The sequence below is a fragment of the Yoonia sediminilitoris genome (assembly GCF_003058085.1).
In the GTDB taxonomy this organism is placed as follows: domain Bacteria; phylum Pseudomonadota; class Alphaproteobacteria; order Rhodobacterales; family Rhodobacteraceae; genus Yoonia; species Yoonia sediminilitoris.
In genome coordinates this window covers 55,564-80,852 of record NZ_QBUD01000016.1, presented here as the reverse complement: position 1 = coordinate 80,852, position 25,289 = coordinate 55,564, and the positions used below count along the sequence as shown (strand labels likewise).

19 protein-coding genes and 1 pseudogene are annotated in these 25,289 nt (G+C 55.7%); 12 read left to right on the top strand and 8 right to left on the bottom strand.

The annotated features are described in order from the left end of the window. Positions 1–31 precede the first annotated feature (31 nt). Positions 32–2,230 (bottom strand): cyclic nucleotide-binding domain-containing protein, encoded by a 2,199-nt coding sequence (locus tag C8N45_RS20340; protein WP_108388408.1) that lies wholly within the window; start codon positions 2,228–2,230, stop codon positions 32–34. A 392-nt stretch (positions 2,231–2,622) separates the two neighbouring features. After that, positions 2,623–3,315, bottom strand: a complete 693-nt coding sequence (locus C8N45_RS20335; RefSeq protein ID WP_108388406.1) for a cyclic nucleotide-binding domain-containing protein — start codon at positions 3,313–3,315, stop codon at positions 2,623–2,625. Between the two features lie 423 nt (positions 3,316–3,738). Here C8N45_RS20335 and amt point away from each other — a divergent pair, with 423 nt between their 5' ends. Continuing rightward, positions 3,739–5,784, top strand: a complete 2,046-nt coding sequence (amt, locus tag C8N45_RS20330) for an ammonium transporter (protein WP_108388404.1) — start codon at positions 3,739–3,741, stop codon at positions 5,782–5,784. A 126-nt stretch (positions 5,785–5,910) separates the two neighbouring features. After that, positions 5,911–6,219 (top strand): annotated as a pseudogene (locus C8N45_RS20325) (IS6 family transposase); the annotation flags it as partial. A gap of 281 nt (positions 6,220–6,500) precedes the next feature. On the opposite strand, the gene C8N45_RS23965 reads toward C8N45_RS20325, so the two are convergent. Then, a complete protein-coding gene (locus C8N45_RS23965; RefSeq protein ID WP_258793346.1) occupies positions 6,501–6,629 on the bottom strand; it encodes a hypothetical protein in 129 nt (42 codons plus the stop codon). Positions 6,630–6,731: 102 nt separating this feature from the next. Continuing rightward, entirely contained in the window at positions 6,732–8,126 is a 1,395-nt protein-coding gene (locus C8N45_RS20315) for a mechanosensitive ion channel family protein (RefSeq protein ID WP_108388401.1), read from the bottom strand. A 219-nt stretch (positions 8,127–8,345) separates the two neighbouring features. On the opposite strand from C8N45_RS20315, the gene C8N45_RS20310 reads away from it, so the two are divergent. From C8N45_RS20310 to C8N45_RS20290, 5 genes are all read left to right on the top strand, one after another. Further along, entirely contained in the window at positions 8,346–9,398 is a 1,053-nt protein-coding gene (locus C8N45_RS20310; RefSeq protein WP_168769538.1) for a calcium-binding protein, read from the top strand. Between the two features lie 237 nt (positions 9,399–9,635). Then, positions 9,636–11,042, top strand: coding sequence for a 3-isopropylmalate dehydratase large subunit (gene leuC, locus C8N45_RS20305; RefSeq protein ID WP_108388397.1), 1,407 nt, complete (start codon positions 9,636–9,638; stop codon positions 11,040–11,042). Then, positions 11,042–11,647 (top strand): 3-isopropylmalate dehydratase small subunit, encoded by a 606-nt coding sequence (gene leuD / locus C8N45_RS20300; protein WP_108388395.1) that lies wholly within the window; start codon positions 11,042–11,044, stop codon positions 11,645–11,647. The genes leuC and leuD overlap by 1 nt, the downstream gene beginning before the upstream one ends. Before the next feature lie 313 nt (positions 11,648–11,960). Continuing rightward, on the top strand, positions 11,961–12,800 hold the full coding sequence (locus C8N45_RS20295; protein ID WP_168769537.1) for a hypothetical protein: 840 nt from the start codon (positions 11,961–11,963) through the stop codon (positions 12,798–12,800). 11 nt (positions 12,801–12,811) lie between these two features. Beyond that, on the top strand, positions 12,812–13,780 hold the full coding sequence (locus C8N45_RS20290) for an endonuclease/exonuclease/phosphatase family protein (RefSeq protein WP_168769533.1): 969 nt from the start codon (positions 12,812–12,814) through the stop codon (positions 13,778–13,780). On the opposite strand, the gene C8N45_RS20285 is transcribed toward C8N45_RS20290, so the two are convergent. Beyond that, entirely contained in the window at positions 13,715–14,623 is a 909-nt protein-coding gene (locus C8N45_RS20285) for a Rossmann-fold NAD(P)-binding domain-containing protein (protein WP_108388390.1), read from the bottom strand. The genes C8N45_RS20290 and C8N45_RS20285 overlap by 66 nt on opposite strands. Before the next feature lie 92 nt (positions 14,624–14,715). Here C8N45_RS20285 and C8N45_RS20280 point away from each other — a divergent pair, with 92 nt between their 5' ends. From C8N45_RS20280 to C8N45_RS20265, 4 genes are all read left to right on the top strand, one after another. Beyond that, positions 14,716–15,612 carry a LysR family transcriptional regulator gene (locus C8N45_RS20280; protein ID WP_108388388.1) on the top strand — a complete coding sequence of 299 codons (897 nt, stop codon included), beginning with the start codon at positions 14,716–14,718 and terminating at the stop codon, positions 15,610–15,612. A gap of 57 nt (positions 15,613–15,669) precedes the next feature. Continuing rightward, entirely contained in the window at positions 15,670–16,776 is a 1,107-nt protein-coding gene (gene leuB / locus C8N45_RS20275; protein WP_108388386.1) for a 3-isopropylmalate dehydrogenase, read from the top strand. A 138-nt stretch (positions 16,777–16,914) separates the two neighbouring features. Then, complete coding sequence (locus tag C8N45_RS20270; RefSeq protein WP_108388384.1) at positions 16,915–17,619, top strand: VPLPA-CTERM sorting domain-containing protein; 705 nt, start codon at positions 16,915–16,917, stop codon at positions 17,617–17,619. 123 nt (positions 17,620–17,742) lie between these two features. After that, the gene (locus C8N45_RS20265) at positions 17,743–18,723 is read left to right on the top strand and encodes a DMT family transporter (RefSeq protein ID WP_108388382.1); all 981 of its coding nucleotides are present in this window, start codon (positions 17,743–17,745) and stop codon (positions 18,721–18,723) included. Positions 18,724–18,727: 4 nt separating this feature from the next. Here the strand turns inward: C8N45_RS20265 and C8N45_RS20260 are convergent, their stop codons facing one another. Next, positions 18,728–20,290: an FMN-binding glutamate synthase family protein gene (locus C8N45_RS20260; protein WP_108388458.1), complete on the bottom strand. Its 1,563-nt coding sequence runs from the start codon at positions 20,288–20,290 to the stop codon at positions 18,728–18,730. Positions 20,291–20,473: 183 nt separating this feature from the next. Next, on the bottom strand, positions 20,474–21,283 hold the full coding sequence (locus C8N45_RS20255) for a division plane positioning ATPase MipZ (RefSeq protein WP_108388380.1): 810 nt from the start codon (positions 21,281–21,283) through the stop codon (positions 20,474–20,476). Between the two features lie 500 nt (positions 21,284–21,783). Between C8N45_RS20255 and C8N45_RS20250 the strand changes: the two genes are divergently transcribed. Then, positions 21,784–23,070 (top strand): DEAD/DEAH box helicase, encoded by a 1,287-nt coding sequence (locus C8N45_RS20250; RefSeq protein WP_108388378.1) that lies wholly within the window; start codon positions 21,784–21,786, stop codon positions 23,068–23,070. Positions 23,071–23,432: 362 nt separating this feature from the next. Here the strand turns inward: C8N45_RS20250 and C8N45_RS20245 are convergent, their stop codons facing one another. Continuing rightward, positions 23,433–25,241, bottom strand: a complete 1,809-nt coding sequence (locus C8N45_RS20245; protein WP_108388376.1) for a methyl-accepting chemotaxis protein — start codon at positions 25,239–25,241, stop codon at positions 23,433–23,435. Between the last annotated feature and the right edge of the window lie 48 nt (positions 25,242–25,289).

Genomic DNA, 25,289 nt, shown 5'->3' with positions numbered 1-25,289 from the left:
GGCATGGGGACTTTCATACATCTGTGCCGGCTTATCGCAGCGCCGAGATCTCATGGTTGGCCATGTCCAATCGGTCACAAAGCACACGTACTATGAATGTCAGCAGCCGCGCATGCAATTCTGGCATTTTCTTTTCCATCTCGGCCATCGCTTCGAGCGACAGGGAATAAAGCGTGAGATTTTCTGCAGCAAAGATAGAAACGCTGCGGTTGGCTTGTCGAAAGAAACCCATTTCACCGATGACGGTACGGCGGGTTGCGCGGCGGATCACCTGCGGTCCGGATTGCGTCTTAAGGCTCATGCTCACGGACCCGGTACAAATGAAATCAATGGTATCGGCGCGGGTGCCTTGCGTATAAACCTGATCACCACAGGCAAAATGCTTTTCCTGAAAGTATCGTTTTAAGGTGCTGGAACTGACCTCTGACCCAAGTTCTATAGATATCCAATCCGTAAAAGTCGTCCCGGACGTGCTGTTCTTTTCGATTGGATCTGCTTCAAGAAGGCGTTGTTCGCACCAGAAAACACCATCTATAAGCGATCCGAACTTAACTGCGTTTTTGTTCCTGATCAGCACACCGGCTTTCGCGATTGCAGCTTCAAGGGTTTTGGGAGAGCCACAATAAACCACCCAAATGTTATTCTGAACCGCTAGACTTTGCAGCTTGATAAGAGTGTTAACTGCAGTGCTGTCGAACCCACTGACGCGACTGAGATCAAGCAGGATGAACGCAACCTTAGGATCTGTTTGCGACAGTACTTGAGCGCGAATTTCGTCAAACAATTTTTCTGATGAGCCAAAGAAGATGTAGCCAGAAAGCTCAAAAACGTGAACGGCTTTCCCGCGCTCCCTCAGCGTTTTTTCCAGGTGCGCGGGCCATTCCGTACCACCGGAGACCTCCGCACGGGTAAAATGGTGGCGCACCACACCGGTGCGGCTGCAGTCAATCGCAAAGATCAGGCAGGCAACCAGGAGACCGAACAGGGCGCCTACAAGAAATCCGAACTTCAAGCATAAAATAAAGATTGCGAGTGCTGCGATCAGGTTCAAACCTGATTGACGAAAAACGACACGGACCGCCTCAAGAGACATCGTATAACCGAGATACAGCAATAGCCCGCCGAGCACGGGTTTCGGCAACAGCGCCGAGAGGTCAGCGCCCCAAAACACGATCGGCGCCAAGAGTACGACAGTAACAATATAACAGAACCGCGATCTGTATCCTGCCACTTGTATTAGCTTGGAGGTACTGAAGAGAATACCGCCCGAGGTCGCGCCAAATGGGGCTGCTATCAGGTTCGCACTACCGTAGGTTCGAAACTCTTGATCGATATCCGCAGACGCCTCGCGCATAGACTCGATCGTTGAGATCCGCACGACCAGTGACAAGATACCAACGAGGACACAGGCAGTAATTTCCGAATACGCTCCGAGTATGCTGCCCCAGTAGATTTGGCCGCTGTTTATCGCCGCGATAGGCTCCCAAGGGGTCATACGCATAGACGCCACGAACCAGTCCGTGCCGTCAATCATTCCGGTCAAACCCATCAAGTATATCGCGGCGACCGCAGCGAAGAACGAGAGCGGCATGACTAGAGGCGACCTGATCATATGGTGCGAAATCAACAGAAACGCCGAATAGCCCAGCATGAACCACAGTTGATGACTTTGGCCAGCGCCCATTGAGGGGCCAAAAGTATCAAACGTAATGCTTGAACCGAGCACAATTTCGGGGCTGCCCTTTAGTAACAAAAGACCTGTCGCGGCTAAGAATCCGCCGATTAGGGGGAATGGCACAAATCGCAATGCTCTTGCCCATCCCAAATACCCGATGACAAACAAGATCAGAGCATAGATCACCGCCACGAGTGAGATGGATAGCATGATGTGAGACACTACGATCTCGGTTGGCAACCCCATTTCGAATAGAGTGCTGGCCATTTTACCGGCCAGTAAGCTCATGACGGCGACGACAGCAGTGTCGGGCCCGCCGGCTGCAATCGGACGCAGCGTCGTGTGCCAACCGACAAAGGGCCCGATGATGATCATGCTCAAGAGAATTGCCCAGACTGCAGTCGCGATCCCTGGCTCTAGGGTGCCTTGAAATATGGCTGCGGCAAAACTTGCTGCGAGCGCCAGATTTGACGCAGCTACAATGCCACCGGCGAACAAGTCCGAAAGTAAATCGCGCCCCACAGTACGGAGATCGCGAACGGTTGCATAACTCAATCCGGCTCCTCGCCCTGCGCCTCAGACTAGAAGAGCAAACAACACAAGTGATTTTAAATCAATACCCACCACGACCAACACCTTGTTTTTCCAGAGCTATCCACAACGCTGGGCCGCCTATAGAAATATGGCATATGACGCAGTTTGTCCTAACCAGCGTAAGGTCCCTTGCTAAGTCACTTTTTTGATTTTCGAACGTCTTGCTTCGACAGAAAACAAGATCGCGGACAATCCGTTCGACCACGGTCTCAATGACGCTCATACTTCCGGGTTTGCGGTTGCGGATTGAATCCCGCGCTCTACGTCAGAACCGCTCACCGCTGAGTTTTTGGAGCCGTTAGTCGCGCAGCCCGTCAAAAATCAATTGGACCTAGTCCCGGATCAAGGCCCAGTTACATGATTTCCGTCTGAGAAGTTATCGGGGTGCTATAAGATAGTTTGCGAGCAAGATCCTGTGCGATAAGGGCTTCGAGCGCAAGCTCCAGCCGATGATTCCGGCGCAAACCACGACGCAAAGATCCATGCTGCCAGCGCACCAGGTCGGCACCTGGTTTGACCTCTACGCTTGCGGAGGCATTGCCGCCCGTGAGCCATGCGATCTCGCCCACGAAGCAGGGACCATAAATTTTAATCGGTGCCTGCCCATGCCGTCTCAGTTCGACCCAGCCGTCCAACAACAGCCAAAGGCTATCCGGCTTTGCGCCCTCGGTTGTTAGCTCAGTCGTCTCCGTGACTGTGTATCGATCGCCCATTCGCATCAGGCGACGGAATAGGCCGGGTTCGATATCTCCGAGTAGGTCCAGAACCTGCCGGGTGTCCTGTGGAGTAGAGATCATCGTCCTGCTCCAGATGATCTGGATAGCACCTTGCAGGCTTGCCGTGCCAACCAAGATAGCGCCGATCATCGCATCCCAAAGCGGCTCTGTCGGTACGATCCAATAATACGTCGTGTAGAAGAAACTTCCCATGACGATTAGCAATCGCAAATACAGCTGGTCCCGACACAGAAACCCAATCACATAAGTGCCAACTGCGCCAATAATGAGAAACGAACTTAGGCTCACAGATTGAAATATACTTTCCATTTCGGTGAGACGCCCCTTAACCTCAACTCATTTACCTTCCGGCCGATCACTGGAGTTTTTCCCAGCTTGCAGACGTTCCGCGCCACGGTGTTGCTTGTCGGCAGGCAGAGCCATCATCGGTAAATCACAGATGCACCTAAACGCTCCGGTCTCATCAATGCAAGAATGCATTTATTGGACGAGCGCTTTTGGCGCACTCCATTGGGCGCAATTTTGACGGTGATTGGCAGCTACCGGCTTGGCATATGCACGAGACTTCGGGAAGCTCCGTCAGAAACTTGCGGAAACCCGTTTTTTTCATTTGTGATTATAGACTTGCATCGTATACCGTCGTTTGAAATTGCGTGAGAGAATAGTCAAAGCTTTTTATGACGACGGCAAACTTCATCAGCACCTTTAACAACCCAGAGTGGCGGGCTTTGCATGAGCCAGATTGATCTCGTCTGGGTTCTGATGTGTACCGCGCTTGTTTTCATGATGCAGGCGGGCTTCATGTGCGTCGAGGCCGGGATCACTCGGACCAAGAACAACATTAGCGTTGCCATCAAAAACATTTCGGATTTCTCGCTTTCGGTGATGCTGTTCTGGCTGCTTGGATATGGCTTGATGTACGGTGAAAGCTTCGGCGGGTTTATTGGAACCTCCGGATTTGCCTTTGACGGCCTTGGAGATGCAGAAGCTTACACATTATTTCTGTTCCAGTTGGTCTTCTGCGGCACAGCAGCCACGATCCTGTCCGGTGCGGTCGCCGAACGCTGCGCATTTCACGCATATCTTATTATCACGGCTATTACCGTCGCTTTGGTATATCCACTCTTCGGTCACTGGGCGTGGTCCACCGGCCCGGATGGTAGCCCGGCGGGATGGCTCGGAAAGCTGGGCTACTACGACTTTGCCGGTTCCAGTGTGGTTCATGCGGTGGGTGGCGGGATCGCGCTTGCCGCGATCCTTGTGCTAGGCCCCCGCGAAGGGCGCTTCTTGGAATCGGGCCAGGCACGGCGGTTCAATGGTTCGAACCTGCCGCTCACAATGCTGGGCGTGATCCTGATCTGGTTTGGCTGGTTTGGCTTCAACGGTGGCAGCGAACTTCGACTGACGAATGCCGTCCCGGGCATCTTGCTAAATACTGTCGTCAGCGGTGCGAGCGGCGTGCTGACCGGCCTAGCGGTCAGCTGGATGTTAGAAAAGAAGGCGAGCGTCTTTCACGCTATGAACGGCGGGCTTGCAGGGCTCGTTGCGATAACAGCGAGCTGCGATCTTGTGTCGGTGCGTGAGGCGGTGGCGATCGGTAGCATCGGCGGCCTTATCGCGCTTCTCGGCGACCGTGCGCTGGAACGTTTGCATATCGATGACGTTGTGGGTGCTGTGCCAGTACACTTCATGGGAGGTCTGTGGGGTGTCATGGCGGTTGCATTCTTTGGTGTGAATGAACTTGAGACTTCGTTCTGGTCACAATTTGGCATGCAGGTCACGGGAATTGCTGCGCTGATCTTTCTAGCAGTCGTGCTGCCTTTTGCGGCGTTCTTATTGATCGACCGAGTGATGCCGTTGCGCGTCACCCAACACGTAGAATCCATCGGTCTGAACGTCGGCGAGCATGGCGCCAACACCGACCTCAACGAATTATTCGAAGTGATGCAGCGGCAAGCGCGCGACCGTGACCTGTCGATCCGTGCGCCACAGTCGCCTTTTACCGAAGTGGGCCAGATCGGTCTGTTTTACAATTCTGTCCTGTTTGAACTGGAGCGGTCTTTCGAACTTGTAAGGGAGCAGAAGAACGATCTTTCCGAGGCGATCGAACAGAAGAGCGCTCTTCTCGAAAATATCCTGCCCAAACGAATTGCCGAACGTATGAATGGAGGCGCGGACCAAATTGTTGACCAGGTAACCGACGCCACGGTGGTGTTCGTTGATATCGTCGATTTCACCGAATACACCGCCTCCGTCCCGCCCGAAGAGTCGCTGGGCCTGCTGCGCGATCTGTTCAGGCGCTTCGACGGGGTGATACAGGAATACGACCTTGAGAAAATCAAGACTGTGGGTGACAGCTATATGTATGTCTCGGGTGTTACGTCTGACATCCCCGACCATTGCGCTGTGGCTTTGGACGCGGCGGTCGAAATACTCTTTGAGACGGGTCAGATGGGGCAAAGCATTGGTCGCAAACTGCAAGTACGTATTGGAATTCATAGTGGTCCGCTAGTGGCTGGAGTCGTCGGAGATCTGCGCTTCGTGTATGATTTGTGGGGCATGACGGTAAATATGGCGTCCCGCATTGAGGAAGCAGGCAAGCCTGGCAAGATCAGCGTGAGCCAAAGTGTCATAGACCGGATCGGCAACGAGTTCGTCTATGAACGTCAGGGGCGCGTACGATTGAAAGGAATAGGTCCATCGGTACTTTACAGTATTGAAGGCCGGCGTCCGGGAATGGCTAGGAAAGTGCAGCGCAAGTCCGAGACAGGTATTTGACTTCAGCACCTTCGGGGGCATGGTAAGACAAGACCAGCTTGAGGCGGACAAGACAGCTTAATAGCCTCTTTTGATAACAAAACGCTCTCCCGTTGCTACTTCAGAACGTCACCTGAAATCATCCGTATGGCGTTGATGCTGTGTGTTCGTTTCCCACTTTCGCTCCGAGACGTGGAAGATCTGCTGCACGAACGAGAGATCGATATCAGCCACGAAGCGGTCCGATATTGGTGGCACCGCTTTGGACCGATTTTTGCATCAGAGATCAAGAAGCGCCGTATCGAAGGGCTTAAATCCAGCAAGTGGCGCTGGCATCTGGATGAGATGTTCGTGAAAATTAATGGTGAGCAACACTATCTTTGGCGGGCTGTTGATCATGAAGGTGAGGTTCTCGAAAGTTTCGTCACCAAACGCCGCGATAAGAAGGCTGCCATCCTGTAGGCACTCGTCTTTCAGGGTTCGCCAAAGCCGCGCGATAAAGATGTTGTCGAGGAAGCGACCCTTTCTTTCCATCGAAATCTGCACACCGGTCCGGCGCGATCATGCCGCGCCCCGCTTCCCGCCACGGGGATTCAGCTTTCGCTCCAGAAAACAGTTGGCCACTGCCTTTTCCCCGATCTTGGCATGGCGTTCATTTACCCGCTCCTTGACGATCCCGGGCTTTTTCGGGCGCCGCGCGCGATCACACCGAAAGCGCCTTCGAGCAATGTACGCGTTCAATGATGGATCACCGTCAGATGCACCCCGAACCGGCGCGCCAGCCTAGCTGCGGTTTCCTGACCCTTCAGAGCCTCCAGCGCGACCCGCGCCTTGAACCCGGGCGCGGGTCGTTTGCGTTTCGACATCTCTGATCTCCTTCCCGTCGAAGATCAACAGACTGCAAATCGTAGCTTATGTCAGTGCCCTGATGCTGGCGGGATAGCTCAGCCTGAAGTCTACCCTTCACTTCAGTCGGCGGCCTTTGCAAAGCCGGCCTCTTTCGTGTCGCCGTCAGCTTGCCCAAGCAATTTGACCTCGCGCTGCGGGAACGGGATTGAGATGTTGTTTTCGGCAAATGCGTCCCAAAGCGCCAGAAACACGTTGCCGCGTATGTTTGTCAGCCCGCCGGTCGGGTCCCTGATCCAGAACCGCAGGATGTAATCAACAGAACTGTCCCCGAAGCCCACGATATGACAGACGGTGTTTCGGTCCGTCAGCACGCGTTCAACGCTTTGGGCCGCAGCGATCGCGATGCGGCGTACATCATGCGGATTGTCCGCATATGACGTCCCGAAATAGATATCGAGGCGCACGAATTCGTTGGAATGGGACCAGTTGACCACCTGACCTGTGATCAAATCCTCGTTCGGGATCAGATATTCCCGCCCGTCGCGCGTGACAACCGACACATAGCGCGCACCCAGCGAGTTGATCCAGCCGAAGGTCTCGCCAAGGCTGATCACGTCGCCGGGCTTGATCGATTTGTCCAGCAGGATGATGACCCCAGACACAAGGTTCGACACAACCTTTTGCAGGCCGAAACCCAGACCTACACCAATGGCACCTGACAGGACGGCAAGCCCGGTCAGGTCAATCCCCAGTGACCGCACACCGATATAGAAGGCCGCGCCGAAAAAGGCGATCTGCACACCCTTGATGATCAGCACTTGCATCGACGGGCTAATGTCGTCGTTGCGCCGGATGCTGCTGGTCGTGGTGCTGGTCAAGAAGCGGGCGATCGTCAGCGTCACCCCCCAGATCACCAGCGCCTGCACGAGCAGCAGCAGGGAAAAACGGATTTCACCAATCTGAAAGCCTGCGCTGTCCAGCAGGGTCGCTATATCTTCTACCCAGCCAAAGACATAAAGCGTGGCATAGGTCCATGCCCCGTAGCGAACCACCTTGCGCAGAAACGGGCTTTTGATGAGCCGGGTGAGGAACACGATACTGAGCCACGCAAAGGCAAGTGTGCCAATGACGCTCAGTAAGTAGCTGCGACTGTTCCATGTCACCTCGCGCATGATCCAGATCGCGGCCCAGATGAGTGCCACAAAGAAAATCGCGCGCAAACGCTGGTGGATGACGACAAGAATCCGCATCCGCCACTTGGGCCAGTCATGCCGAGCGGCCATCCACGCCCGAATACGCGGGCCAAAAACGGCGCGCAGGACATGGGCGAGTACCGCCAAGCCAATCACAATGGCGATCTGGTAGAGGTTCCAGGTCCGCATCAAGCCCAAGGTAAACGCTTCGACCTGATCAAAAAGACTGGTACCAATGTCAATTGCCTGCTCCAACTGGACGTCGGGCGGTGGCAGATCCGTCGGGGTGTCCGGGTCTGTCGATGTGACGTGGCGCGACATGCGTGGTCTCTCCGGGCAGGTTCTGTTTTCTTAAACTGTTGCACGGGGCGAACGTGGCAAGCAAGCTGACAGTGAGCAGGTGGTTGGCGGTAATGCCAGAAATACCACTGCCGCCGGGTATGGCTTTGATTTACTTAACCATGTTGAATCGCCGGGCCTTGTTCCACGAAAGCAAATAGGTTTACATAAAATTAATGCCTCATGCGTGGACGCCGTGTTATGGACCTGACTTTATTACTTCTTCTTGGCTTGGGGCTTGCCATTGCGGTCCCGATTTTTGGTGGTGATGATGACCAAACAGAGCCGGAAGCACCCGAACAAAGGGAGGTCGAGGAGGAAGACGCATTCGGTAATCCGGGTGACAACATCATTATCGGCGATTTTCAGGACAATGTCATTGACGGGACCGACGGCAATGATGCGATTAAGGGTCTGAAGGGTGACGATACCATCAATGGCGGTGCCGGGATTGACACGCTGGCTGGTGGATTTGGCAATGATATTGTGCGCGGTGGTGATGATCGCGACGTAATTACCGGCTTTGACGGTGACGACCAGCTTTTTGGTGACGCTGGAAACGATACGATCCAAGGCGGTGCAGGCAATGACCGGATTGACGGCGGTCTGGGTTTTGACATCTTGCGCGGTGGTGACGACGATGATGTGGTGCTTGGCGGGGCCGCAGCAATCAGGGGCGACGGCGGCGACTTGGTGTTGGATGATGCTCGCGGCGATATAGCACGCGGCCTGGACGGCAATGACAAGGTTTACATCTGGGGTCGCGGCGGCCTTGCCGTTGGAGGCGAGGGCGACGACAAGCTGGTTCTGGTGACAGGTCAGGGGACCCTGGAAGACGAAGATGGGCCCACTGAATTCTTTGTTCTGGCCAATGCCGAAGACGACACGATTCTGACCCGCGCCACGATCACGGAATTTAACCCGTTTGAAGACGTTCTGACATTAACCGTTGATGGCGACCCCGGTGCTGGTCCTGCGCCAGAGGTTGAGGTTTTTGCAGAAGAACAGACCAGAACAGAGGGCGACCGGGAGGTCAGGGGCGTGTTTGTCAAAGCGCAACTTGTTGGCCCCGATATACCGGGTAGCGAGGAAGCAGGCGCATTCCTGCGCGGCGCGACCCTGGATCAGTTGAACGCTGATAACGTCCGTGTGGCCTTTACCGAAAACGCAGACTACTTCGATCCGGAACAAACGGTTATCGATGTGGAAGAGTACCTGCTGGCGCCACGGGTGCCCCCGCCCCCTGCGGCATAGGATGCAACCTTTGTTGGCTGCACCGGAGCCGATGATCTTTGCACCCCTTGCGAGACTCACTGCCCATGTGTATCTGAACGCTCATGACGATGGTTTTTGACATGGATGATCGCGCGCGCCTGCCTTGGCGGTTTTTTGGCGCGACCTGCACGATCCTTGCGCGGGGCTGACTGCGCCCCGTTTCCGCACGCCTGAAGTTACCTGATATCCAAAATGAAAATAAGGGAGAGGACCACCATGTCCCCCAAAACGCTCTATGATAAAATCTGGGACGCGCACGTCGCCCATGAAGCCGATGATGGCACCTGCCTGCTGTATATCGACCGCCATCTGGTCCACGAAGTGACCAGCCCGCAAGCCTTTGAAGGCTTGCGTATGGCGGGCCGCAAGGTACGCAAACCCGAACAGACAATTGCTGTGCCTGACCACAACGTCCCCACGACGCTGGGCCGCGAAAACGCGGACAATATGACCGAAGACAGCCGCATCCAGGTGGCTGCACTCGACAAGAATGCCAAGGACTTTGGTATTCACTACTATCCTGTGTCTGATGTCCGTCAGGGCATCGTGCATATTGTCGGCCCCGAACAAGGCTGGACCTTGCCCGGCATGACAGTCGTTTGCGGCGACAGCCACACGGCCACCCACGGGGCCTTTGGCGCGCTGGCCCACGGTATCGGCACGTCAGAGGTCGAACATGTGCTGGCCACGCAAACGCTGATCCAGAAGAAGTCAAAGAACATGAAGGTCGAAATCACCGGGAAACTGCGCCCCGGTGTCACGGCCAAGGACATCACCTTGTCCGTGATCGGGGCGACAGGCACCGCAGGCGGCACCGGCTATGTGATCGAGTATTGCGGCGAAGCGATCCGCGATCTGTCGATGGAGGGCCGCATGACCGTCTGTAACATGGCCATCGAAGGCGGCGCGCGCGCGGGCCTGATCGCGCCTGATGAAAAGACCTTTGAATACTGCATGGGCCGACCCCATGCGCCAAAAGGTGCCGCATGGGAAGCGGCGTTGGCTTGGTGGAAAACGCTCTATTCCGACGATGACGCGCATTTCGACAAGGTAATCACGCTCAAGGGTGAAGATATCGCGCCGGTTGTCACATGGGGCACATCGCCCGAGGATGTGCTGCCAATCACGGCGGCCGTCCCCGCAGCCGATGATTTTGAAGGCGGCAAAGTCGGTGCGGCCCAACGCTCGCTGGACTATATGGACCTCAAGCCCGGCACGCCGCTGTCAGAAATTGAGATCGACACCGTGTTTATCGGGTCCTGCACCAACGGCCGGATAGAGGATCTGCGCGCCGCTGCGGAGATTCTGAAAGGCAAGAAAAAGAAAGACGGTCTGCGGGCGATGGTTGTGCCCGGCTCCGGCCTTGTACGCGCGCAGGCCGAGGAAGAAGGGCTGGCCGATATCTTTAAAGAGGCCGGTTTTGAATGGCGGCTCGCGGGCTGTTCGATGTGTCTGGCAATGAACCCGGACCAACTGGCACCCGGCGAACGGTGCGCGGCCACATCAAACCGCAATTTCGAAGGACGGCAAGGCCGGGGCGGACGCACCCACCTGATGTCACCAGCGATGGCCGCGGCCGCCGCAATCACTGGCAAACTGACCGACGTGCGGGAGATGATGTAATGCAAAAGTTCACAAAATTGAGCGGCATTGCCGCCCCCATGCCTTTGGTCAACATCGACACCGACATGATCATCCCAAAGCAGTTCCTCAAGACGATCAAGCGTTCGGGCCTTGGCGTGAACCTGTTTGATGAGATGCGCTATGACGATGATCGCAACGAAATTCCTGATTTCGTGTTGAACAAGCCGCAGTATCGCGATGCGCAAATTCTGGTCGCAGGTGACAACTTTGGCTGCGGGTCATCACGCGAACATGCGCCCTGGGCCATCGCCGACTTCGGGATCACCTGCGTGATTGCCCCCAGCTACGCCGATATTTTCTACAACAACTGTTTCAAGAACGGCATTTTGCCGATCACGCTGCCGCAGGAACAGGTTGATGTGTTGATGAAGGACGCGGAAAAAGGGTCCAACGCGCGGATCGAGGTTGATCTCGAAGCGCAGACGATCACCTCGTCCGATGGCGATGTGTTCAATTTTGAAGTGGACGCCTTCAAGAAGCATTGTCTGCTGAATGGTTTGGATGACATCGGGCTGACCATGGAAAAGGCTGCGTCAATCGACAGTTTCGAGGCTGAAGCACAAGCTGTGCGGCCGTGGGTCTAATCAAGAGCTTGCGCGGACCAGCCAATGTGGTTGGTGCGCGCAAAGTGCGTGGCTGGTCGACACCTATACCGATGATAGCGCTTTTGCAGGCGACGCGGTCTATTGTTCGACCAATGATCAGCTGCGTTTTTTTGCGATAGCTTGCGGTCTCTCATGATTGTGTTTTTGCAAGATGGACAATTCGTTGACCCGACTTAAACTCTTTACAGATAAGTGTCATGCCGGGCGAGGTATCGTTGCGGGCTGTGTCAGTAAGTTTTGATGGACTAGGGAAGGGTGCTTTGGGCACCCATAGCGAGAGGGTAAAGACACTTTGCAATTTCGTTTACCAGGGGCGTTGGTTCGCGCGGTTTTGGTCGTCTTTCTCACGATCCTGCCATCGGTTTTGCTGCCGGGCTGGACAGCGCAAGGACTACAAATTGTGGCCCTTGTTGCGTTTCTCGCGGCCGTGTTTACGTTTGTAGAATATAGTTCTGACAGCCCCAGCCTTGTTGAATTTCGTGACGCGCCACCTTTCAACCGCGTCCGCTTTTGCGCCCTGTTTGCAACCGTTTTGTCACTTTCGGTGATCTTCCGGGGCGAAGCGGCACCATCGGCCGTCACTGCGTTTTTTCAAAGTAGCGGTTCACAGATTGGGCAGGTCATTGATTTCCCGTTTTCGCCCAGTCGCCTGATGATCCTTACGATGCCGGACGGGACGGGTGCGCGCGCGCTGACCATGCTGCGCGATGCGGCCGGGCTCAGTTATCTTTTGTCGTTGCTTTCCATCGTCTGGTTCGTGATTTTGCTGCGCTTGCAGGAATGGCCGCGTCACGGGGCAGGGTTCAATGTTTGGATCAATTTGCCAACATTCGACCCGACGGCAGGGGGTGACGTTGTGAAAAGGCTCAATCGTGATGGGCGCGTTAACATTTTCTTAGGGTTTCTGCTACCCTTCTTGGTACCGTTGGCAATCAAGCTGGCGGCCTATTTGGGGGCACCGATCAGGCTGGATGATCCGCAGACTTTGATTTGGACGGTAACAGCATGGGCTTTCCTTCCCGCGGGTATTGTGATGCGTGGCGTTGCCTTGTCGCGCGTGGCGCGTATGATCCACCTACAGCGCAAGAAAGCCTCTGCCAATGCAGGTGCCAAAGGGGTGCAGTCGGTCTAGCGTTCGCTTTGTTGCCTGCGCTTGTCGCCGCCGATGATTACAGGATTGCGACCTTTGCAGCCCCGCTTAGCAGGGACGGACCGGGGCTGTTGCTGCGCGATATTCACAAAGGCGAGGATGCGCAGATTGCGGCGGTACAGCAGGTGATTGCACATATCGCGCCGGATGTGCTCCTGCTGACGGATTTCGACTATGATCTTGATGGGGCTGCGCTTGCGGGTTTTGGCGCCATGTTTGGCGACGCTTTCCCATACAATTTTGCGGCACAGCCCAACACAGGCCTGCAAACAGGTCTTGATATGGATATGAACGGCCGACTTGGTGAAGCGCGGGATGCGCAGGGCTACGGGCGGTTCGCGGGCGACGGCGGCATGGCGGTTTTGTCGCGCTATCCTGTCTTGGCGGCCAATACCGACCTGTCTGCATTACTGTGGCGCGATGTTCCGGGTGCCACGCTACCGGCGGATTTCTACAGCCCGGCAGTGCTGGCGACGCAGCGGCTGTCGACCACGGGCCACTGGGTCGTGACGATCGGATTGCCGGACGGTGCCTTTGACTTGCTGGCATTTTCGGCAACGCCGCCGGTCTTTGACGGGCCCGCCGACCGCAACGGTTTGCGCAACCGTGATGAGTTGCGGCTGTGGGAGCTTTACTTGAACGGTAACTACGGGGAGCCGCCAGATAGCTTTGTGATTGCTGGCAATGCCAATCTTGACCCCGAGGGCGGTGACGGCCTTTCAGACGCGATGGCCAGATTTCTGGCCGACCCCCAGCTGGTTGACCCGCTTCCGGGCCAGCCCACTGCCGATTGGGACGACGAAGGGCCGGGGAATTTGCGGGTCAGCTATGTCCTGCCATCTGTCGACTGGCAGGTTGTCGACGCGGGGGTTTACTGGCCCGCGCCTGATGCGGGGTTACTGGGCAATGACGGCATGGCCGCCGGGCCGCATCACCTTGTCTGGGTAGATATCGCGCGGTAGCCCGGAAAGCATGACCTGCTCTTGGTTGGTCGCTTCAAAATCCGGCAGCAGGCGGCTGAATTTCTTACCGCTGATCCGATGCGGCATCGCGTAAAGATAGCGCATTTCGGCCATTTCACGAGCGATTTCCAGAAACGGGCTGAGCACAGTCATTAGCCACCAAGGAAAACGGGCCAGACGAACAGGGCGGCCCAGCGCCATCTCCACCTTGTCCCGCAACTGGGTGATGGTGAAGGCGTGGCCCGGAAATGGCACATCTTCGAAGGTCGCAAGCGTGTTGCGCTGTTCCGCCAGCAGCACTGCGGCACGCGCCCAATCCGGCACATAGGCATAGGCCTGCATGCTGTCAGGATCACCGGGCGCCGTCAGCTTTCCCTTTTTGATTGCCCGCATCATCAGCATGCTCATGACATCGCCGTTGCCGTCCGGGTCAATGAAATTGCCGGCGCGTAACAGGATCGTCCGAACGCCGGCATTGCGGTAGGATTGCTCCATTTCGACTCGGATCTTACCCTTGCGGGTCTGCGGGATCTGCGGTGTTGTTTCATCCAGCAAGCCGGGCTGATTGCCAAAGTTATAAATGTTTCCGGGGATGATCACCGTTGCGCCACTCGCCTTGGCCGCTGAAATCACCTGTGAAGTGATGGCGGGAATGGTTTCTGCCCAATTGTGATAATGCGGCGGGTTAAGACCGTTGACGATCACATCGACCCCGATTGCGACCTGCGTCATGTCGGTGCTGCGGTCATATTTTCGCACGGTCCAGCCGGCGTTTGAAAAGGCCGCGGATGCGTGGGTCCCGATCTTGCCAGTTGCACCAAGGATGAGGACTGTTTCTGTCATGGGATGGCTCCTGTTTGTTGATGTGCATTAAATGAGCCATTCACTTGATGAAATAAATTGTCTGAAAATGTAGATCATGTATTCATTTATGAATGGACAAGCCGCTTACTTCGCTTGATTGGTCTCTGGTGCAGGCCTTTTTGACGGTTGCCGAAAAGGGCAGCCTGTCTGCAGCCGCGCGTGATCTGGGCAGCAGCCAACCAACGCTTGGACGTCAGATAAAAACATTGGAGGCGCAGTTGGGGGCAGAGCTGTTTCATCGGCAGGCACGCGGGCTGGCCCTGACCCAGACGGGCGCTGACCTTGTGGTTCCGGCGAGGAAAATGCGCGCGGCTATGCAGCAGATTGCGCTGACAGCCGCTGGCCAGCAGGCCCGACTGGAAGGCACGGTGCGGATCACGGCGAGCATGGCCACCTCAATCATGCATTTGCCGCCGATTATCGCCCGTATTCGCAAGCTCGAGCCTGAGATTGCAATCGAACTAGTGCCAAGTGACGACAGCCGCAATCTGCTTTACCGCGAGGCCGATATCGCGGTGCGGATGTATCGCCCGACCCAGCTTGATCTGGTGACGCAACATCTGGGGGACATACCCTTGGGCGTTTTTGCCGCAAAGGCCTATCTGGCCGCACATGGCACCCCCCGGACTATTGCCGACCTGTCACGCCATGCCTTTGTAGGCTACGATGCGAATCCCGATATTATCGACGGTTTCGCGCAAATGGGGATCAAGGTAAGCCGCGATTTCTTCAAGGTGCGGGTTGATGACAATATCGCCTATTGGGAGATGGTGCGCGCGGGCTGTGGCATCGGCTTTGCACAAAAGGGCATCGGGCGCAGTGATCCGCTGATTGAGGAAATCACAGTGGGTATCGACCTTCCCGTCCTGCCAGTTTGGCTGACCGCACATGAAGCGATGAGACAAACGCCGCGGATCAGGCGGGTCTGGGACTTGCTGGCAGACGGGTTAAGGCCGCTGGTATCTTGAACCTCGTCTCTGGTCGGGGTAGGGCCTTGCAAAACTCTGCAACCAAGGACGCGCGCAATGGCAAACCCATCCCTCTTGATCCTCCCCGGTGACGGCATCGGCCCTGAAGTTATGGACGAGGTGAAGCGCGTCATCAGCTGGTTCGGGGACAAGCGGAACCTCGCGTTTGATGTGTCCGAGGATCTTGTCGGCGGGGCAGCCTATGACGCACATGGTGTGCCGCTGCACGACGACACAATGGCAAAAGCGCAAGAGGTTGACGCAGTGCTGCTTGGCGCTGTGGGCGGACCGAAGTATGACAATCTTGATTTCAGCGTAAAGCCAGAGCGCGGCCTGCTGCGTCTTCGCAAGGAAATGGACCTGTTTGCGAATCTGCGCCCCGCACAGTGTTTCGACGCGCTGGCCGACTTTTCGTCGCTCAAGCGTGATATAGTTGCTGGTCTGGACATTATGATCGTGCGTGAATTGACCTCGGGTGTCTACTTTGGAGAGCCGCGCGGCATTCATCTGGAAGACAACATGCGTGTCGGCATCAACACCCAGCGCTACACCGAAGCCGAGATCGAGCGCGCGGCGCGCGCCGCGTTTGACCTGGCGCGCAAGCGGTCGAACAAGGTCTGTTCGATGGAAAAAGCCAACGTCATGGAAAGCGGTATTTTGTGGCGCGATGTGGTGACGGAAGTGCACCAGGCCGACTATGCAGATGTGGAATTGTCCCATATGTATGCCGACAACGGGGCCATGCAGCTAGTGCGTGCGCCAAAACAGTTTGACGTGATCCTGACGGATAACCTGTTTGGCGATATCCTGTCTGACTGTGCGGCGATGCTGACAGGCAGCCTTGGCATGTTGCCATCTGCGTCGCTGGGCTTGCCTATGGCCAATGGCCGCCCCAAGGCGATGTATGAACCCGTGCACGGTTCAGCACCCGATATCACGGGGCAAGGCAAGGCGAACCCGATTGCCTGCATTCTGTCCTTTGCAATGGCGCTGCGCTATTCCTTTGACGAAGGGGCAGAGGCGGATCGGCTGGAGGCCGCTATCGAGAAAGTGCTTGCAGATGGGGCCCGCACAGCCGACCTCATGGGGCCAGAAGGCGGCACACCACTAAGCACAACACAGATGGGCGACGTGATACTGTCGGCGCTTGACGCAAGCCTCTGACGCGAACAAGGTTGGAATGCTTCACATTTTCAGGCTACGTTTGCGCTAAAAAAACTGGCAAGGGCTGCGGAAATGGGTTATGATGATCAAGTGTTTCGCAGACCACAGAATTTAAGAGTATAAGGTTTAGAATAAATAATGAATTACGCCATTTCCCGCATTGCGGCTTTTGCCGCTTTGCTGATGATTGCAGCGCCTGCATCTGCCGCCACATATAGCTATGACTTCACAACACTAAATTCGGGTCAAACAACCTATTCCAGCGGTCTGGCTGTTGAAAGCGACGGGCTGACGGTTGAGGTAACGGCAGGTCGCTATGATTCCTACATGGGTTTGGACAATGACCAGATTGCCGATACGGATTGCGCCGATGGTGGCTGCCAATGGTATGACAATAGTGTCGGCGAATTGCTTGGCTACCGTGCCGTTGCAATCACTTCTGATGGATTGGGCATTGCCGGCTTTTTTGACGGTAGTGATATTGACGGTGACTTTGGCAATGATCTGATCACTTTCACGTTCGATCGAGTCGTCGATTTCACCCGAGTTTTCTTTACCGGTGTTGAAAGCTTTGGCTATGCGCAGGACCAGTTTGATGTGTTTGTTGATGGCGTGTTGCTGCGCGAAGAAGTGTTGATCGGGGAAAACAACCCCTATGATCTTACAGGTTTTTCCGCAATTGGGCGGTCAATCAGCTTCGGCGCAGACAGTGGATATGATAATTTCCGTATCGGCGGATTAGAAGTTGAACTGGCGGCGGTACCGCTGCCAGCAGGTGGTTTGCTGCTATTGAGCGGTCTTTTCGGCCTTGCCCTTGCCCGACGTCGCGGCACTGCTGCATAAACTGGCAGTTTCTGATTTTTGAGAAAAAGGCGGTCCTGTGGGCCGCCTCTTTGCGTTGACGCTGTTGATCGCCACTGTCAGACAGGCGATGGAACTACATCGCCAGAAGGAACGGTAAAGCATATGTCGTCAAACGCCCGGGGTGCCATATTTGCGCTAATCGCCTTTGGGGTTTTCGCGACGCACGATGTGTTCATCAAGATCCTTGGGGGGATCTATTCACCTATCCAGATCGTATTTTTCAGCGTTCTGTTCAGCTTTCCACTGGCGATGGTCATGTTGATGCGCGACGCGAAGCCGGGAACATTGATGCCCGTTCACCCTTGGTGGCTGGCCCTGCGGACGGTGGCAGCGGTCGTTACCGGTGTCAGCGCGTTCTACGCCTTTTCGGTTCTGCCCCTGGCTGAAACTTACGCGATCCTCTTTGCTGCACCCCTGCTGATTACGGTCCTTGCGATTCCGATTCTGGGCGAAAAGGTGCGATTGCGGCGTTGGCTGGCGGTTATTGTGGGATTAATCGGGGTGCTGATTGTCTTGCGTCCAAACCAGACGTCCCTTTCAATTGGCCACCTTGCCGCGATTTTTTCGGCGATTGGCGGCTCTGTCGCGTCGATCGTTGTGCGCAAGATAGGAGAAGATGAACGGCCCGTCGTGATGCTGCTCTATCCGATCATGACGAACTTTGTCGTCATGGCTGCTGCTTTGCCGTTCGTCTATAAACCAATGCCGATTGAGCATCTGGCCATGCTGGGGGTTGTTGCGGTCTTTGCTTGGGTCGCCAGTCGCCTTGTCATTCAGGCTTATCAGGTGGGCGAAGCAGCCATCATCGCACCCATGCAATACAGCCAGATCATTTGGGCGACAGGCTTTAGCTTGTTGCTATTTGGGGAAACGGTTGAAACGACGACATACATCGGTGCAGCGGTGATCATCGCCAGCGGGCTTTACATCGTACTGCGCGAAAGCCGCAGCGGCGCGTCCGAGAACACACCCGTATTGCGTACACGCTCACGATCTGAAACGGCCACCACTCCCAGGGTCAGCCTTTTCATGCGGATGGCTGGCAAATTGCCACCGCGGCCGGACAACGAAGGGTCCGCATAAAACCCTAAAGTGCGTCAGGTGGCGCGAAACTTTCTGCTGTGGCCCGGTTCCAGCGCACCCGGTAGATTTCGTCGCCGCCTTCCTCTTCCAGCAGGAAACCTTCGGGCAGGTACGTGTAAACATCAGCAGCTTCGGTCATCTGGCCATCACCTTTGCGGGCCATGAAATGATAGGGGAGGAAGTCACGGGGTTCATTCAGGCCCGCCGCACCTGCCATCTCGCCCAAGGCTTTCAGCGTATTGTCGTGAAACCGGGCGACACGTTGGCTTTTGTTGTCCACGTGCAGGGCCTGCTGGCGCAAGGGGTCCTGTGTCGTGACCCCGACAGGGCAATGATTTGTGTGGCAAGCCTGCGCCTGAATACATCCGATCGCAAACATGTAGCCGCGTGCGGAATTGCACCAGTCGGCACCCAGCGACAGGGCACGGGCGATGTCGAAGGCACTGACCAATTTGCCCGCGGCACCAATTTTGACCTGACGCCGAATGCCGGCACCGCGCAGGGTATTGTGCACGAAGGTCAGCCCTTCGACCAACGGCATCCCGACATGGTTGGCAAATTCAAGCGGTGCAGCCCCGGTTCCGCCTTCGCTTCCGTCAACGACAATAAAGTCAGGGACGATGCCCGTTTTGAGCATGGCCTTGACCATGCACATAAACTCCCTGCGGTGGCCGATACAAAGTTTGAAACCAACGGGTTTCCCATCCGACAGATCCCGCAACTGGCCCAGAAATTCCATCAGTTCGATCGGTGTCGAAAAGGCACTGTGGGCCGCAGGTGAAACGCAATCGACCCCCATCGGGATATCGCGTGCTTCTGCAATTTCGGGCGTAATCTTGGACGCGGGCAACATGCCGCCATGGCCCGGCTTTGCCCCTTGGCTCAGCTTGACCTCAATCATCTTGACCTGATCGCTGGCGGCTTGCTTCTTGAATTTCTCGGGCGAGAAACGGCCCTGTTCATCACGGCAGCCAAAGTAACCGGAGCCGATTTCATAGATCAGATCGCCGCCACCTTCGCGGTGATAGCGACTGATCCCGCCTTCGCCGGTATCCTGCGCGAAACCTGCAAGCTTGGCCCCTTTGTTCAGGGCCAGAATTGCATTGGCGGACAAGGCCCCGAAGCTCATCGCCGAGATGTTATAAAGTGACGCATTATAGGGCTGTTTGCATGCGGGCCCGCCAATCGGGACACGGAAATCAAGATCGTCAAAATGCGTGGGTACGACGGAATGGGTCAGCCACGTATAACCGGCCTCGTACACGGCTTCATGGCTGCCGAATGGCCGCTTGTCTTCGTCTCCCTTGGCGCGTTGATAGACCAGCGAGCGCTGCTCGCGGCTGAATGGCTGCTCTTCCCGGTCGCTTTCGATCAGGTATTGGCGGATTTCCGGGCGGATCATTTCGAACAGAAAGCGGGCATTCCCCAAAACGGGATAGTTGCGCAAAATCGCATGACGGGACTGAGACAGGTCATGAATGCCAACAGCCGTGAGCGCCGCGAAGATGGCAAAGAGTATGAAAACCCAGCTTGCCCAGAAGCCCGCAAAAAAGCAAATCACCGTCATGAGGGCCACAAAAACAAAGGTGGCATAGCGTTGTAGTTCAATCAATTTTCGCAAGATTAATCCTCCGTGCTATAGGCACAGTAAGACGCGGTCTTGCTTAACGAAAGGTACTTTTGACGGCTTTTCTTTGTGTGTGTAAATGGCTACCGCTCTTGGCGGCGCAACCCAATGTGCCCGTCAGGGTCAAAAATCCGCAGACACACCGGGCAGGTCGAGCGATTTTATCAACTCGCGCAGCTCTTGCCGGGCAGCCACATTGGAAATATTCATACCCTTGACGCCAATATCGCGCAAATCAAGGAGCGTTAGCCCCCTTGGAAATAATTCGCGGAAAATCACCCGCTCATTGAACCCCGGTGCGGCGCGAAACCCGATGCGCTTGGCAAGCTTGTCGATGACTTTCTGCATCTTTTGCTTGTTAACCATGTTTTGCGCCCCAAGTCGGTTGCGCACAACAATCCAGTCAATTGGCTTCAGGCCCGCCTGCGCCCGCAACTGCCGCGCGTTCCAGACCATCTCGGAATAGACCGACGGCCCTGTAATTTCATCGCCGTCGGAATTCACGTGGGCCAAGAGGTCAAAATCAACGAAACTGTCGTTCAACGGCGTAATCAGCGTGTCGGCCAGACTATGCGCAACCTGACTAAGCCTTGTATGCGATCCGGGGCAATCAATCAGGATGAAATCATTGTCAGCTTCCATGTCGCTGACGGCCATCGACAACCGCTGGTCCAATGCGTTATCGCCGGGCTTCAGGCTGCTTTGTTCGACTTCCGGCAGATCTTGATAGCGGGGCGAGGGCAGGTCGAGCCGCTTATTGTGCAGGAATGTCTGCCGGTTTGTGATGTAGCGGGCCAGTGTTTTCTGACGCAGATCAAGGTCCAGCGTACCGACCCGGTGCCCCATGCGGGCAAGGGCTGTCGCCACATGCATGGACACGGTTGATTTCCCCGCGCCGCCCTTTTCGTTGCCGACGACGATAATATGTGCCAAGCTGCTGTCCCCATCATGCGTGCCCTTCTAATACTATATGATGTGGGGTGGGGCAGCGAAAGCGCGTCTTGTGGTGTTGTCGGTTTTTTTCTGTGGATAAGTGCCATGGCCTTTGGCCGATGACCGAGACCACGCGAAAATGGCGAAATCTGCGCAAGATTTGATCCTTGCGGATTGCGCGTCCGAAAAACTATTCTGCAAGGTCCGGCGCGCATCGCGTTTGCTTGTGTCGGCAAGGCTTGACAGATGGCGCAGAAAACATCATGTGACTTGGACCGACGTTACCTGCCGCGTGAGCAGAGCGAGACCTCAACGGTCTTTCGCAAGCCGTCGCTTAAAACTTCAGGTTCCCACATCACGCAGGGGTCCCGCGCCAAGTCGGCGCCCGGACAATGCGGTTCTGGCTGTCAGCATATTGGCGCAACCTTGCACGGGTTCATTGCATGTTGCGATGGGCCGTAAATATGCGCGGGAACTCCCGCAAGAGTAGGATATCCTTTATGGATTTTGACATGCTGGGCCTTGCGCCCCGACTAATTAATGTTCTCAAAGAACAGGGGATCACCGATCCCACGCCCATCCAGACCCAAGCCATCCCGCACGCGATGAACGGGCGCGATGTGATGGGGCTGGCCCAAACCGGGACGGGCAAGACTGCGGCTTTTGGTTTGCCAATGATCCACGCTTTGATGAAGGCAGGGGTCAAGCCAAATCCCAAGACCGTGCGCGGGCTGATCCTTGCGCCGACCCGCGAATTGGCCAAGCAGATTTCCGATAATCTGACCGCTTATACCAAGGGCAGCCATCTGAAAGTAGCCCTTGTCGTCGGCGGGGCCGGCATTGTGGCCCAGACAAAACGGCTGGCAGGCGGAGTTGACCTGCTTGTGGCAACCCCCGGCCGATTGATTGATTTGCTGGATCGTCGTGCGGTTCGGTTGGATGAGACAATTTATCTGGTGCTGGATGAGGCCGACCAGATGCTGGACATGGGTTTCATTCATGCTCTGCGCCGGATCGCACCTTTGTTGGCAAAGGAGCGCCAGACGATGATGTTCTCCGCCACGATGCCAAAACTGATGTCAGAATTGGCCGATACCTACCTCAAGGACGCAGTGCGTGTGCAGGTGAACCCGCCAGGACAAGCCGTAAAGCGGATCAACCAGTCTGTGCATTTCGTAGCGCAAGCCGCCAAGACCGATCTGCTGGTAGAATTGCTCGATAAACATCGTGATGAGTTGGCGCTTGTCTTTGGCCGGACAAAGCACGGCTGTGAAAAACTCTACAAAGTGCTCGAGAAAAAAGGTTTTGCGGCGGCGTCTATCCACGGCAACAAAAGCCAGGGACAACGCGAACGCGCGATCACGGCCTTCAAGGCTGGAAAAGTGCGGGTGCTGGTGGCAACCGATGTTGCCGCGCGGGGCATTGATATCCCCGGTGTGCGGCATGTCTATAATTACGACCTGCCCAATGTGGCGGAAAACTATGTGCACCGGATCGGCCGTACAGCGCGCGCAGGGGCGGACGGGGCTGCCGTGGCCCTCGTCGCGCCGGATGAAATGATTGAGCTGCAGGATATCGAAAAAGCGATGAAGGAAAGCATTCCGGTCGCATCCGGGCGCCCTTGGGAAATCGCGCCCGGTCAGAAGAAACGTCCCAACGGTGGTGGCGGACGGCGTGGTGGCGGTGGCCACCGAGGCGGGGGCAAGCCGGGCGGTGCGTCAGCGAAATCCGGTGCCAAACGCCACGGTGGCGCCGGCAAACGAGCGCGTGGACGGTCTGCTGCATGATACTGGTCTTTTCTGGCAACCGTCGCTTGATCGATTGCGTTGCCAGAGTTGCCCGAAGGCCCGTTCTGCAGGGTACTCCCACAATTTGGCTTGGTGCGCCTCGCGCCATTTTCAACGCGGTCGATTTATGCGAATAGTTGATTGCGCCAGCCTGCTATTAAAGGTGTAGGGGCAGGTTGCGGTCTAATGACCGTCGCATCACCGTTGACGCAAATTGATTGGGCCGCTCCCAACAATGAACGGCGCTTCGTTGTTCAGAAGATGCAATGGGCCGTCCATCGGGCGGCACCTGATATGTCAACTAAGGCGCTTGGCTTTTTGGGTTATCTGGTGGGGCGCCAACCGCGCGAATTGATTGTCAGTCAGGCGGCGTTAACTAGTTTCGCGGTGTTGCCGCGCGACCCAGTTTCAAAGGTGCTGAGCGCCTTGGACAGGTTTTGGGCTTCATTTTTGAGCGTTTCGCTGGCCGCGTTGGCTTCCTCTCCCAATGCGGCATTCTCTTGCGTGATGTGATCAAGCTGCTGAACACTGGACGTTACGTCGCTTTGCCCTTTTGCCTGCTCAGTGAGTGAGACGGCAATATCCTTGATGACGGCTCCCATTTCTTCAACTTGACTCAGAAGTTGTCCAAGCGACCGGCCTGTGTTTTGCACCAACACGGTCCCATCACTGATCTTTGACCTGCTTGCAGTGATCAGCGTCCGGATTTCACGGGCAGAGTCTGTCGCACGCATGGACAAGCCGCGTACTTCGGATGCGACGACGGCAAACCCTTTGCCTGCTTCACCGGCGCGGGCGGCTTCAACGCCGGCGTTCAGTGCCAATAGGTTTGTTTGGAAAGCGATATCTTCAATCACAGCGATGATTTGGTTGATCTGGTCTGAAGATTCTTCAATTTCCTGAATCGCATTTGTCGCATCGTTCAGCACCTGACGGCTTTCGCTTGAAAGTGTTAGACTGCGGCTGACCATCTGATCAGCATTGGCGGCATTTTCAGCAATTTCTTTTCCCGACTGGCTGAGTTGGGTCAGCGTATTGGCGGATTGTGCCAGTGTCGATGCCTGTGACTCGACGCGGCGTGCAAGCGTATCGGACATCATCGCGATGCTTCCGGCCGTTGATGTCACGCCCGATGCAACCAAGTTGACGTCATCCAATGTGGAAGACAGGCTGTCGATCACTGCGTTGAAATCATTGCGCAGCGGCTCATACTGCGCTGGAAATGGCTGGGTTACCGATGATTGGATACGCTGCGTCAGATCGCCTTGGGCCAACCGCTTCAGCCCGTCGCCCAGAAAGCCCATCGCGACTGTCTGCTCTTCCTGAATGATCCGTTGTTCAGCTTCGAGCTTCTTGTTGTTCTGGATATCAGCCTTGAATGAAGTCACCCGCGACGCGATCGCACCAATTTCATCAGTCTGATTGTCAAAGGGAATTTCGATGTCCAAATCACCCGATGCCAGCCTTCCAATGACATCAGAAAGCGTATTCAGAGGACGCAAGAGGAGAGAGGTCACAAAGAATACGGCCAGCACGCCGAGGCCAACGGCGACCGATGACGTAATCAACAACGCATTGCCTTTTGCTGCCGCTGCGGCATCAATGACTGTTCGTTCGACACCGACATAAAGAATCCCGATGACATTCGACCCCGGCCCGAAAACGGGTTGATAAACGGTGAGATAGGGCTTGCCAAGAATAACTGCCTCACCGCGGTAGGTTTCGCCGCGCTGCATGGCGGCGAAAACCGGGTTTTGTTTGCCCAGATAGGTGCCAACGGCACGATTTCCGTCAGGTTTGATGATGTTGGTTGTCGCCCGGATAAAGTCGCCTTCTTGTGAATCCCATACAAAAAGCGTCGCTGTTTCGCCTGAGACCAACCCCACCTGATCGACGAGTTCATGGCTGTCAAAACTGGGAATATCGTTCCACGTGGCGCGAGCTATCGTGCCATCAGGTCGGTAATTGAATTCAAGAGTATCGAAGGCATTTTGAAAAGTTGCGGCCACGACCCGCAAAGAAATATCTTGCTTGGCCTGTGCGTCGTCCAGCATGGACTGATTTGACAGCCTGCTGGAGATCATCATCAAGGTCGCGCAAACAGCAACAAGGACAATCGCCATTGTTACGCTAATACGGATTTTGAGGGGGATATTCGACGTGCTTGGCATCAACGTGCTCCGAAAAAAAGAACCTGCTGAGAACCAATAGGACCAATT